General features: G+C 41.2%; 9 protein-coding genes. 5 read left to right on the top strand and 4 right to left on the bottom strand.

Annotated features, from left to right (window positions below; genetic code table 11):
- Positions 1-140 precede the first annotated feature (140 nt).
- Positions 141-1,139 carry a hypothetical protein gene (locus tag ACFFGT_RS13605; RefSeq protein ID WP_377023087.1) on the bottom strand — a complete coding sequence of 333 codons (999 nt, stop codon included), beginning with the start codon at positions 1,137-1,139 and terminating at the stop codon, positions 141-143.
- 306 nt (positions 1,140-1,445) lie between these two features.
- Here ACFFGT_RS13605 and ACFFGT_RS13600 point away from each other — a divergent pair, with 306 nt between their 5' ends.
- Complete coding sequence (locus tag ACFFGT_RS13600) at positions 1,446-2,276, top strand: helix-turn-helix domain-containing protein (RefSeq protein WP_377023086.1); 831 nt, start codon at positions 1,446-1,448, stop codon at positions 2,274-2,276.
- A gap of 18 nt (positions 2,277-2,294) precedes the next feature.
- Here the strand turns inward: ACFFGT_RS13600 and ACFFGT_RS13595 are convergent, their stop codons facing one another.
- Positions 2,295-2,789, bottom strand: a complete 495-nt coding sequence (locus tag ACFFGT_RS13595) for a DUF6265 family protein (RefSeq protein ID WP_377023085.1) — start codon at positions 2,787-2,789, stop codon at positions 2,295-2,297.
- A 208-nt stretch (positions 2,790-2,997) separates the two neighbouring features.
- Here ACFFGT_RS13595 and ACFFGT_RS13590 point away from each other — a divergent pair, with 208 nt between their 5' ends.
- On the top strand, positions 2,998-3,426 hold the full coding sequence (locus ACFFGT_RS13590) for a pentapeptide repeat-containing protein (protein ID WP_377023084.1): 429 nt from the start codon (positions 2,998-3,000) through the stop codon (positions 3,424-3,426).
- Between the two features lie 172 nt (positions 3,427-3,598).
- Here ACFFGT_RS13590 and ACFFGT_RS13585 read toward each other — a convergent pair whose 3' ends face one another.
- Positions 3,599-5,473, bottom strand: coding sequence for a M1 family metallopeptidase (locus ACFFGT_RS13585; protein WP_377023083.1), 1,875 nt, complete (start codon positions 5,471-5,473; stop codon positions 3,599-3,601).
- 142 nt (positions 5,474-5,615) lie between these two features.
- On the opposite strand from ACFFGT_RS13585, the gene ACFFGT_RS13580 reads away from it, so the two are divergent.
- The gene (locus ACFFGT_RS13580; protein WP_377023082.1) at positions 5,616-5,852 is read left to right on the top strand and encodes a hypothetical protein; all 237 of its coding nucleotides are present in this window, start codon (positions 5,616-5,618) and stop codon (positions 5,850-5,852) included.
- 122 nt (positions 5,853-5,974) lie between these two features.
- Here ACFFGT_RS13580 and ACFFGT_RS13575 read toward each other — a convergent pair whose 3' ends face one another.
- A complete protein-coding gene (locus tag ACFFGT_RS13575) occupies positions 5,975-6,736 on the bottom strand; it encodes an NUDIX hydrolase (protein WP_377023081.1) in 762 nt (253 codons plus the stop codon).
- A 189-nt stretch (positions 6,737-6,925) separates the two neighbouring features.
- Here ACFFGT_RS13575 and bglX point away from each other — a divergent pair, with 189 nt between their 5' ends.
- Both bglX and ACFFGT_RS13565 read left to right on the top strand, forming a co-directional pair.
- Positions 6,926-9,232, top strand: coding sequence for a beta-glucosidase BglX (gene bglX / locus ACFFGT_RS13570; protein ID WP_377023080.1), 2,307 nt, complete (start codon positions 6,926-6,928; stop codon positions 9,230-9,232).
- A 935-nt stretch (positions 9,233-10,167) separates the two neighbouring features.
- Positions 10,168-13,392 (top strand): SusC/RagA family TonB-linked outer membrane protein, encoded by a 3,225-nt coding sequence (locus tag ACFFGT_RS13565; protein ID WP_377023079.1) that lies wholly within the window; start codon positions 10,168-10,170, stop codon positions 13,390-13,392.
- Positions 13,393-13,406 lie beyond the last annotated feature (14 nt).

Here is a 13,406-nt window from a genome sequence, read left to right as displayed (position 1 = left end):
AAGAGTTAAAAAAGAAACGTCATTGCGAGGTACGAAGCAATCCCAAACTATACAGGGCAGACCTGCTTATAGGGGATTGCTTCGTACCTCGCAATGACGTTTTTATTGATGTTATTTGTGTTGGATTGTAATTCAATTTGTTACCTCAACTTATCTGTCATATCAAAATGTTCAACCCTTGCCGAGCTCAGCGGCAGTTTGCTGCAGGCAGAGTAAAAAATGTAATCTTTATCCTCGGTAATGCCCGGAAGCAATTTGTTGATCACTTTCCCAATCTGCATGTTCTCGCTTTTTACTGCATTGGTATCGGCAATGTTTACCTTGGTGGTATAATAAATTACCGGGAACCAGCCATGGCTGTTCTTTTGATTGCCGATCCGGAATACTCTTGGCTGTCCTGCAACATCATCAATTATAACCGGGAAACGGTATTGCTTTACCGTTGCTTCTGCTGCATCCTGAAATAATTTGCCTGCATCGCTATCATGCTGATATTGCCAGTAATCATTAGGGGCGGTACATTGTAAAGCCAGCTCAAGTGTTAAGCGGGCATCGGCAAAATGCTGTTTATCGTATTTTTCTTTTCCCAGCGTGTAAAGTTCCGGAGCTGTTCTGCCGTTTATCTTATAAGTATTTACGCTTAGCGAGGTTAGCTTCCAGCCATAGTCGTATTTGGCATACATTGCGGTGATCATTTCCTGGTTAGGCAGGTTTTTGTCCTTCGGCAAAAGGAGCGCAATGTACATTTCATGGGTAATGCCATTGTAGACCATTTTATAGCTGTTAATGCCTGCCGATAGGTTACCTACAGTATCGGTATTGCGATGTTTGTTTACAATGTAATACTCATCGTAAATATCATAATCGGTGGTTTTTGCGGCGTTGCCAACTAATTCGATTTGCCTGAGGTTTGACTTGTCCTGCAGCATCTCCTGCGATTCCATGTTGCTGATATCGTCACTGTTGCTGCTGCGCAGGTCATGAAGTAATTGCTCGTTTAGTTTGTGAAAATCGTCGCGTTTACCTCCGGGGATCTGGTCGTTTCGCCACGATCCGGGCTGTTTAATGCAGCTTTGCAATGATACAGTCAGTAAAGCAAAGAGGATAAGTTTAATTGTGTTTTGGTATAGGGTTTTCATATTACCAGTAATAATATGAAAAAACACTGAATTGTACTATAGCACCATTATGAAGAATCGGGTCAATTAATGCTATATGGCGATAAAGCCTCACATAATGTGATATATTGCGACTACCGATTTTACCTTAGGCGGGCAAAGCTCCGTTTTGAAAGTTGACAGGACTGACATTTTATTAAATAATCCTGCCAGTACGCATTAAATACTCATTTGTGTCATAAAAAATAGCTTCTTTTGAACCTGCTCTTTCATAGCCTGCAGCTATATTATGCTAATATTCCCTTACAAACAGGGACGGAAATTTATATGGAGAACTTAAGCGAGATTTTTGATTTGGAATGCTTCTTTCACTTGTCGCCCGATTGGTTGTGCGTGGCCGGATTTGATGGTTACTTTAAAAAAATTAACCCGGCTGTTTCAAAAACCTTAGGCTACACCGAAAGCGAACTGTTTTCAAAGCCTATCGATTCATTTGTTTTTGTTGATGACAGAAGCCTTACGGCCAGTAAACGGGAGAGCATAAAGAAAAACAATCCGCTGTATAATTTTGAAAACCGGTATGTAACCAAAAGTGGGGAAATTGTATGGCTTTCGTGGATATCGATGCCGGTACAGAGCCAGCAATTGGTTTTTGCCATTGCCAGGAATATTACGGATAAAAAGAAACTGGAAGAATTTAGCAGGGCCTCATTTATATTCAATAATAAAATTGAAGAAAGAATAGCACCGGCGCAAAATGGTGAATTAACGAATGGGGTAAAGTTTAATGTATTTACTGATGGACGCAGCCTTAAACCAATCAGCGAACTTTCCATTGCCGATCAGTTATGGCTTTACGAACTTGAAACGCTGGTAAGAAAATATATAGGAAAAGTTGATTTGAGCATTGTGTTGCTGAGCAGCGAAATGGGCTTAAGCGAAAGGCAATTACACCGGCGTATCAAAAACACCACAGGCGTTACGCCCAATAACTATATCCGGAGGATCCGTTTGCACATGTCGATGGAAGCAATCAATAGTGGCAAATACCGCACCGTGTCCGAAATATCTTACATCGCCGGGTTTGAAACCCCTGCTTATTTCAGGAAACTATTTAAAGAATTTTATGGCCGTGATGTAGCCGAATTTCTTCAATAACATAAAAGATGTAATCTGTTATTTAACCCGCTTCATCGGGAATTGTATCGCCTTTTGCTTGCCTTTCCATAGGCCGGATATTTCTGCAACTAATGAATCTTTATTGATTTGAGTGTAGGTTATTTTTTGAGGAAAATCATGTTCCGGATTTTCAAAAACAAGGTGTTTATTATCCGATGAAGTGAGCGTAAAAGTTATCGCCCTGCCGCCGTTTTGATTTTTTACTGTTGGGATATAGTAAAGCTTACCTTCGTGTTGCTCAATACGGAGATGTTCTGATGAAACCGTTTCTGAACCATTAAATGAATAACTCTTGCCAACAAAGGTAGAATCATTAAGCTTTTTCCAGGTTTCGGTATCCAGTGTTTCTGTCGATTGATTTCTCCAGCTGCCGATAAGCCATTTGGCTTGTGTGATAGGATTGGATTTTTGTTGAGCATAAGATGAGGTATGAGCAAGTGTGATACAGGCCATAACGAGCAGAGGTAATTTGATATGAGGAAACAGGATCATGATCAGTGAATAAAGTATTTGAATTTAATTATATATCAGCATATATTCAAATTTCACGCAAAGGCGCTAAGCCACAAAGGTTTTAGCTTAGCGCCTTTGCGGCTTCGCGTGAGGATAACCTTGTCGCAAATGCACCCTTTATTTGTCGCGTATGTAGCTCTGCGATGCCATGCATTTTTAAGATATTTGATTAAACTAACAGCAAATCATGGAAAATTCAGCAACTAACGGCACCGAAGTAATCGCCATAAAAGAAACTCAAAAGATACTTGATGTTAAATGTGCCATGCTCAACGGTTCAACCTTTGAGCAAATGATGATGAACAATGCGAGCTTTAGGGACGTAAGCATCACCGGGCTTAAAATTGAAGATGCCAATCTGAGTGATCTGGAAATAAAATACGCACAGCTTGGAGGAGCTTACATTCATGATATTGGCATGCCGCCCAAAGGCCACCCCGCTTATGATCCTGCTGCCAAACAACGTCCGCTTAAATTTGAAAACTGCGACCTGCAGGGCAGCACCATAACCGATTGTAACCTTAGTGAAGTTAGTATCTCGGACTGTAACCTAAGCGGCATGAAAATTAACGGTATTGATGTGGCTGATCTGCTAAAAGCGTATCAGCAGAAGTAGAGGTAAAATCGAATAAGAAGATCGTCATTGCGAGGCACGAAGCAATCCCCGACTTTACAGGGCAAATCTGCATAGCTACTCTGTTTATTGGGGATTGCTTCGTACCTTACAATGACGCTTTTTAAGTTATCACATTATTAACTTTTGGCTTTCTGCATTCGGCTTTTCGCTTTTAATTACTTGTCCACACATTATCCTTTTTATTACTGTCGGGATCATAGGTGGTGCCCATTACTATTTTTTTAACAGCTTTTTTGGCGGTAAAATCAACCCTGGTTGTTTTATTACCGGTGGCCCAAACAGCTATGCTTTTATGTACCAATTGGGTAGTGCCATCGGCATAATAAACGGTTAAGTTAACCGGGATGGGTTTGCTGCCAACTTTGGTAATGATGGCGCTGTATTTTAGCCCTGTGTTGGTTACTTTGCTGATGGCGAGATCGGTTACACCGTTGTCAAAGAACCAGGCTTTCCAAAACCAGTTAAGGTTCATGCCCGATCCGGTGTTCATGCAATTAAAAAAGTCGTAAGGCATGGGGTGTTTGCCGTGCCATTGCGCAATATAATAATGCAGGGCTTTGGTAAACAGTTCATCGCCAAGCATGTCTTTTACATATAAATAGCCCAGGCCCGGTTTTGGGTAGCTATCGGTAAAACCGGCTGTTCCTGTAAGCATAGGGGTAAGCGTCATTACAGGCACATCAACTTCATGACCTGCGCTTTGCTCAACAGCGGCAACACCATATGGATCTACTATCGAGGGATCAATCTCCGGGCTAACCAGCCATTCGCCTATGGTTGCCCAGCCTTCGTCCATCCAGCCGTATTTGGTTTCGTTAATGCCCATATAAAATGGGAACATGGTATGGAAAATTTCGTGATCGGTAAGTTCGATTGCATCTGCCTTATCTTCAAGCGGGTTGTCATTCACCATCATAGGGTATTCCATCTGATCCAGTCCGTCAAAAACGGTTTCATGCTGATACGGATATGGCCATTTCGGGAATTTGTAACTCATCACCTCCACGGTTTTACGGGCATAGTCAACAACAGCATAATAATCTTTGTGTTTCTCATTAAACACGGCATCAACACGGGTGCGCCTGCCGGTTTTAGGATCAACTACGAGGCTCGATGCTTTCCATAAATAATGGTTGCTGGTGGCAAAAACAAAATCAGTAACACTGTCGGCTTCAAACTTCCAGGTGTTGGTAGGGTTGTTTTTGGTGATATTGCCTGTTTTGATATCATCTTCAGTAATAACATCAGTTACTTTATCACTTGCGCCTGCATCAGTAATGCGTTTGATAATATGGCTGTCGTAAACATCAGTTGCGTTTTTCAGGTCGCCCGTGGCCCAAACCTTATAATCGCCTGGCACGGTGATCTCCGCACTGAAATGGCAAAAATCATTGTAAAACTCCTGTGAGCCAACATAGGGATAATCGTTCCAACCGTCAATATCATCATAAACAGCTACCCGGGGAAAGAAGTAAGCGATAAAGAATGCACCGGTATCAATTTGACCGGTACGGATATGGGAGCCCTTATTTAAGGTGTAAGCATAGCTGATATCAAAATGTGCTTTTTGTTTTGGAGCGATGGGGGGAACCCGTTGCGTCATGTTTGTACCGTTGATACGACGGGTTTTAACGCTATCTGGTGTTTGGTTATTAATACTGAGGCTTTTGATCTGTACCCCATTGGTAAGGTCATCGGCCGAAACTGCCATTTGGCGCACTACGCCTTTTTTATATAAGTTAGGATACAGTTTAAATTGTACCCGCTTTAAAGTATCCGGACTATTGTTAACATAATCGATACCAACGGAGCCGCTTACCAGGCGGGTTTTAGGGTCGAAGCTTACTTTGATCTTATAGTCGGCAGTGTTTTGCCAATAGTTTTTACCGGGTGCACCGGTGGCGGTCCGTGTGCCTTTGGTATAGGTTTTTTGAAGGTTTACAGCTATGGGTAAGGTTTGCTGGGCCAAAGCTGCCGTACTGCCCAATAATAAAATAAAAGGCAATAATTTTTTAATACTGATCATTTATGCGGATGTATATGAGTTATATTTGAGGTAAATATAATAAACCGTTACTGAACCCGGTAAGCGATAATTTTGTATCGCCGGTATGTTACGGGGCAAATCAACACGGTTTTGAGTAGTTTACCATTTATAATTAATATCCATGACTGCCGAAAAAATGATCATTGTAACCGGTAAGCAATACCTTGAGCTAAAACAAAGTTTAGAAAGCAGCGAGGGGCTTACCTTTAATATAGGCACCGATAAACATCCCGAAGTAGTTAAGATCACGAACATTTATATGGATACTGATCCCGATTTTACCCGCAATCCGCGCCAGTTTGCCAGTATGCATGAGGATTTAAATGTGCAGGTAAAGTTGGAGTATGTGGCGGAGTAGGGAGGCTCGTGTCATTATAAGGTACGAAGCAACCCCCAAAAAGCAGAGCGGCCAGGCAAGTTCTCCCTGTATAGTTAGGGATTGCTTCGTACCTCGCAATGACGTGTGTATAAATGTTTTGTTTACCACCCTCCCTTAAACCCTTCAGTCAAAGCATTCTGGTAATTTTCCATATCAAACGAATACAGGTAGGGTGCCTTGTGCGCGCCGCCTTTGCGGGGCTCTTCAGACCGGTTAAGGATACCGAAGCCTAATACGCGGCGTTGAAAGTTACGTCTGTCAAGCTTTTTATCTAAAATAGTTTCATACAGCTTTTGCAATTCGGGCATGGTAAATTCCCGGGGCATCAGGTTGTAACCAATGGGTTGGTAGTTAAGCTGCAGTCGCAGGGCATCTAAAGCACTTTTATAAATATTTTCATGGTCAAGCTGCATCTCGGGCATATCGTCCAGGTCGCGCCAGGCGCAAAGCTCCGAAAACTGATCGGGGTGAGGGATAACACCAAAAAAATCAACCAGCGCATAATAGCCTATCGAAATAAAACGGCCCGAAAACCAATTCTCTTCTTTGGGCAGCATACCGGCATACATATCATTATGCACTTTCGACCGGTCAGGGTCGCCAAATACGCGAAACTGCTGCAAAAATATTTTATCCAAACCGGTACGTTCCTTTAGTATGCGATCGGCGGCGGTGTCAATCGGTTCCTCATTTAGCACAAAGCCACCGGGCAGGTACCATTTTTCTTCATCATTGGTTTTTAATAGCAGCACTTTCATTTGCCCTTCATGAAATCCAAATACAACACAATCAATAGAAATGTGGTTCACGTAGTTTTTACGGGCTTCCTCGCTGTACTCAATAAGTTGCTGTTTACTTAACATTTGCGCTATTGTACAAATAAAGTTTGATTTTTTAATTATAATATTTACAATTGTGTACTTAATACACTATGAAAAATGCCATAGCATGCCATTTTAAAAATCATCAAAAATATTTAAGGGTGCAATGAAATGCCCTGATTATTAGCCATATTTGTTAACCAATTATTTACTACCCACATAAATTAAAAAATGAAAAAGTATTTTTCAAGCCGGCTTGCCATAGCCGTAATGCCGTTTTGCGTGGCGCTGATGCCCCTTAACAAGGTGTTGGCACAAACCCCAGCCGAAGATGCAAAAATGAACGCCTATGTTAAAGGCCTGATGAGTAAAATGACCCTTGATGAAAAAATAGGGCAGCTTAACCTGGTAACCATCGGGGCGGCAACAACAGGATCGGTAGTAAATAAAGGTGTTGAAGAAAATATTAAAAAAGGATCAATAGGTGGTGTGTTTGGTGTATGGGGCACATCTCAAACCCGCCAGATCCAGGATATAGCCGTTAAAAACTCAAGGTTGCATATCCCGCTTATTTTTGGTTTGGATGTGATCCATGGCCACCGTACTATTTTCCCAATCCCCCTGGGTATGTCGGCAACCTGGGATATGGGGCTGATCAAACAATCGGCACAAATTGCAGCTAAAGAGGCAACCGGCGAAGGTTTAAACTGGGTGTTTTCGCCAATGGTTGATATTGCCCGCGACCCGCGCTGGGGCCGCATTTCTGAAGGCTCGGGTGAAGACCCCTGGTATGGTTCGCAGGTGGCTAAAGCTATGGTGCAGGGCTACCAGGGTACGAGCATGAAAGATGCTGATGCTGTGATGGCCTGCGTTAAGCACTTTGCACTTTACGGAGGCGCGGAGGCCGGTCGTGAATATAACACAGTTGATATGAGCCGCATTAAAATGTACCAGGATTACCTGCCGCCATATAAAGCAGCAGTTGATGCAGGTGCAGGCAGCTTTATGAGCTCGTTCAATACGGTTGACGGCGTACCTGCAACAGTTAACCAATGGTTATTAACCGATCTGTTAAGAAAGCAATGGGGCTTTAAAGGTTTTGTGGTATCTGATTATACTGCTGTAAACGAAGTGACGGCTCATGGTCTTGGCGATTTGCAAACGGTATCGGCCCTTGCCCTTAAAGCCGGTTTGGATATGGATATGGTAGGAGAAGGTTTTCTGAAAACGTTAAAGAACTCGCTTACACAAAAGAAGATAAGCCAACAGGAAATAGACCTGGCTTGCCAGCGTGTGCTGGAAGCTAAATATAAATTAGGCTTGTTTGATAACCCTTACAAATCAATGGATGCTGATAAGGAAGCTAAAGAAGAATTATCTGCAGCCAACCGTGCTGCTGCGAGGGAAATCACCAAACACTCTTTTGTACTGTTAAAGAACGATAACCAAACCCTGCCGCTTAAAAAAGGAGGGAGTATTGCATTGGTTGGACCGCTGGCCGATAACCACCGCGATATGCTGGGTACCTGGGTAATTGCCGGCGAATGGCAAAAATCGGTAAGCGTAATGGAAGGTATCAAAAACGTAGTAGGTAACAATGTTGCTATTAACTATGCAAAAGGCGCCAATATTACCGAAGACAGCCTGTTCATTAAAAGGTTGAACTTTGGCCCTGGCATGGTTTCTTTAGATGCTAAACCAGCTGATGAACTGTTGAAAGAAGCAGTTGATGCTGCTAAAAAATCGGATGTGATAGTGGCTGTGGTTGGCGAATCGCAGAGTATGTCGGGCGAATCATCAAGCCGTTCGGATATTGATATTCCCGAAAGCCAGAAAAATATGCTGAAGGAGCTTTCAAAACTGGGCAAGCCAATGGTGATCGTGCTGTTTAACGGCCGCCCGCTTACCTTAACCTGGGAGGATAAACACGCCAGCGCCATACTTGACGTTTGGGCACCCGGTACTGAAGCCGGTAACGCTATTGCCGATGTATTGTTCGGCGATTATAACCCTGCGGGTAAGCTAACTGCTACTTTTCCGCGCAGTGTAGGGCAGATACCTATCTATTATAACCACAAAAACACCGGCAGGCCATACAGCGGCGGTCCGTCAAAATTCAAGTCAAATTATCTTGATATTTCAAACGATCCGCTTTATCCGTTTGGATATGGTTTAAGCTACACTACTTTTGGCTATAGTGCTGTTAGTGTAAGCAAAACTAAATTGAAAGGCAGCGAAACTTTAACTGCTACTGTTACCGTAACCAATACAGGCAAATATGCAGGCGAAGAAGTGGTACAGTTATATATCAGCGATCCTGTAGCAAGCATTAGCCGGTCGGTAAAAGAGCTTAAAGGTTATCAAAAAATAAGCCTTCAGCCTGGTGAATCAAAACAGGTAAGTTTTACTATAACGCCTGAGCAATTGAAGTTTTATAACAGCCAGCTTAAATATGATTGGGAACCCGGCGAATTTGTTGTGCAGATAGGAACAAGTTCGGCCGATACGCATAATGCGTCGGTTTGGTGGGCCAGATAAAAGCATTTGGAGTGTAATACATTTTTAGCACTTTGTTAAAAAAAGCAAAGGTATTTTTTGATATGTAAAAATACGTGGACAGCACCGGTAAGTAAATTTTACCGGTGCTGTTTTGTTTTAAAGAAAGGGGTTAAAGTGCTGTGTTAGTGATGTGAAATCGATTGCAATAAATGTTATATGAACATTTATTGCCTAAAAAGTATCGTTTGTGTAAATGTATATTTAACATTTATTATTGGAGGATCAATAATAAATGTTGTTATGACAGTATTTGCAAAGTATGATGATATTTTAACACTCTGGTAAATTATGACAACTAAGCCCGCCACATTAAAATCAGATTAAAATATGAAGTATAAAAGGAGGCTTGCACCAATATTTATTGCTTTAATACTTTTTTCGGAACTGTTAATGAATAATAGCAACATTTTTACAATTCGATATTTTTAAAAAATGCCTCTTATTATTAATAATTTATTAACGAAATGTTTGTTGCTTGTAATTTTATCGGTTAAAACGGTCTATAAATAATTAATTTGTAAATCTGCTTTTTTTACTTGTGTATACAGTACACACTATTTACATTAGTTCCATAGCCAATATAAATTTCTGTTTTAGCAGAAAGCGTTCAAAATCTGATATTATTATAACATTTTAACTTTAATGTTGCTCTGGTAGCAAGAGCATAAAAAAGGCGGTTACACGGATAAAAAAGTTTAAAATTTATACGAGAGAAGATCATATGATAAAACTTTTACATTTTTCACTTTCCGACACTTCATCCCCAATCAATCTGTTTAACAGGGCTCATCTCACAACTGCCCCGTTTAAGCCGGTTGCCCGCAAGTGTGCAATTTTTTATTTTAAAACATAGCACCACCAATTATCGACCCAAAAGCTTAATCAAATATATTAATCAACTAAATCTCAATCTCATGTTTAAAAGTTTACTCCTAAAAGGAAGATTCCTTGGCTTGCTGTTATGCTGCCTGGTATCTTCATTGGTAGTTACAGCCCAAACAAAGTACAAAGGTAAAGTTATCGGCTCCGACGATAAATTACCGGTTGTAGGTGCTTCTGTACGCTTAAAAGGTACAAGCACTGGCGCTGTAACCGATGTTAACGGTGAATTCACCTTAACACTAAGCCCGGGCAATACGCTTGTGGTATCATACATTGGTTACCAAACCACTGAAGTGAAAGTAGGTACCGATGTAAACCTGCGCATCACCTTACAATCTGGTAATAATGCCCTTAACGAGGTGGTAGTAACAGGTTATACCGCTCAGCGTAAAAAGGACATTACAGGTTCGGTAGCTGTAGTTAACGTGGCGAGTTTAAAAACTGTACCATCAGGTAACACTGCTTCATTACTGCAAGGTCAGGCTGCGGGTGTAACCGTTATCAACTCAGGTAACCCTGGCGGTGGTAGCTCGGTAAACATTCGTGGTATCGGTTCAATTTACAACACTGCTCCACTTGTTTTAATTGATGGTGTTCAGGGTTCATTGAATGATGTTAACCCTAACGACATCGAATCAATCCAGGTACTGAAAGATGCGGGTTCTGCCTCTATCTACGGTGTACGTGGTTCAAACGGTGTAGTTGTAGTAACAACTAAAAAAGGTAAATCAGGTTCTGCAACCATTACTTATGATGCATTTTATGGTACGCAAAGGCCTTTGAAAGATGGTTTTAAACTTGCTGATACCAAAACTTATGTTGAAGCAATTTATGAGTCGTTTAAAAATGCAAATGCATTAAATGGCAACTCACAGTATGATCCTAAAAATACCGGTACCTGGACAATTCCTGATTATATTACTCCAGCAGGAGCTCATGCAGGCGATCCTAATACCGATCCTTCAACTTACAGCCTTCACCCCGCAAGCTTACCTGATAATCAAATCACGCTTGCAAACAAGCAAGGTACCGACTGGTTTCATGAAATATTTAAATCAGCACCAATCCAAAGCCATAATATCACTGCAAGCGGCGGTAACGATAAGTCAACCTACCTGATGTCTGTTAACTACTTCAATCAGCAGGGTACATTGATCGATACTTATATGAAACGCTATTCTGTTAGGGCTAATACAGCTTTTGCAGTTGGTAAACATGTCCGTGTTGGTGAAAACGCTTATATATTTTATAAAAGAACACCAAACCTTTCAAATAACCAGAACGAAGGTAACGGTATATCTTATGCTTATCGTCAACCTCCTATTATCCCTGTTTATGATATCAAGGGTAATTTTGCCGGTACAAGATCGGGTTCATTGGGTAACTCAAGCAACCCGGTTGCTGTTATGGAACGTACTAAAAATAACAGGAATAATAACTGGGATATTACAGGTAACCTTTTTGCCGAAGTTGACTTCCTGAAACATTTCACTTTGCGCACAAGCTTTGGTGGTGCTGTTGATAACTACTACTATTACTATTTCACCACAACCGCTTATGAAAACTCTGAAGGTAATACTTCAAGCAATGGTTTCACCGAGGTTGCAGGTTACAACAGCCAGTATACCTGGACAAACACCTTAAAATATAACCAGCAATTTGGTAAACATAATGTGCAGTTTTTAGCAGGTACTGAGGCTGTTACAAAGTATGGCCGTGGTATCCGTGCAGGTAACACCAATTACAGCTTAACAACCGACCCTAACTATGTTACTGTTGCCAATGGCGATGGTACTCCAAGTAACGGTGTTGATCAGCTTTATAACAACACGTTGTATTCACAATTTGGCAGGTTAGATTATAACTATGATGATAAGTATCTGGTAAGCGGAACAATACGCCGTGACGGTTCTTCGTTCTTTGCACCCGGTCACCAATGGGGTGTATTTCCTTCGGTAACTGCCGGCTGGAGGTTGTCAAAAGAAAGCTTCCTGAAAGATGCTACCTGGTTAAATGACATGAAATTGCGTGCTGGTTACGGTACGCTGGGCTCACTTGCCGGTGTTGAAGGACAGGCAAGTAACGCTTACAACTTATATGCAAAATCAAATGGTAACGCAAACTATGATATAACCGGTACAGGTAACTCAACTGTTACTGGTTTATACAAATTGCAGTTAGGTAACTTATCAACTTCATGGGAAACCGATAAAGTGAAAAACATCGGTATCGATATGACCATCCTGAACAATAAGTTCAGCTTCTCATTTGAGTATTTTGAGAAATCAGTTACCGGTCTGTTATTCCAGGTTCACCCGCTTGCACCAATTGATGTGCCTAACGCGCCTTACCTTAATGGTGGTAACATCCTTAACAAAGGTTTTGACTTTGATGCACAATATCATGGTACTGCAGGCAGCGATTTCAAATACGATTTAGGCCTTAATTTCAGCCACTATTCAAACGTTGTAAAAAGCTTAACAGGTGGTTTAAAATATGTTGATTATAACAGTAGCGGATCAACCCGTTTGCAAAACTTTGTAAGGTTACAGCCAGGCCAGCCTGTGAGCGAGTTTTTTGGTTACAAAGTAATCGGTTTATACAAAGACGCTGCTGATATCGCTGCTTCACCAACTGACGGTAATGCACGCCCAGGTTTCTTCAAATACCAGGACACAAACCATGACGGCAAAATAACTGCTGATGACCGCACATTTATAGGCAATCCAAACCCTAAATTTACAGGTGGTTTCACACTTAACATGTATTATAAAGGTTTTGATTTCAATGCATTCCTTTATGGTTCATTTGGTGGTAAAGTGGTTAACTATGTTAAATACTGGACTTATTTTCCACAAGTATTTACCGGTAACGTAAGTGCCGATATATTGAGCGACAAGGTTTGGAAACCAGGTGCTGATAACAGCAAAGCAACTGTGCCGGTTTTAACCCGTATTGCTAACGCCGATAACACAGGTAGCTTTAACTCATTCTATATTGAAAGCGGAACTTATGTTAGGTTAAAATCATTAACAATTGGTTATACAATTCCAAGTTCTAAAATCAAAAGCTTAGGTATTAGTAAATTAAGAGTATATTTATTGGGTAACAACTTGTTTACTGCTACCAAATACACTGGCCTGGATCCTGAGCTTCAGGGTTCAAACCTGCAAAGCAATACCAGCTTTGGTATCGACTTCGGTAACTATCCGGCAAACCAAAAAATATATAATATTGGTGTTAACGCCACTTTTTAATACTTACAATATCA

It is taken from the genome of Mucilaginibacter angelicae (assembly GCF_042434235.1).
Taxonomy (GTDB): domain Bacteria; phylum Bacteroidota; class Bacteroidia; order Sphingobacteriales; family Sphingobacteriaceae; genus Mucilaginibacter; species Mucilaginibacter angelicae.
The sequence above is the reverse complement of the archived record's forward strand: the minus strand, read 5'-3'. Positions and strand labels throughout refer to the sequence as shown.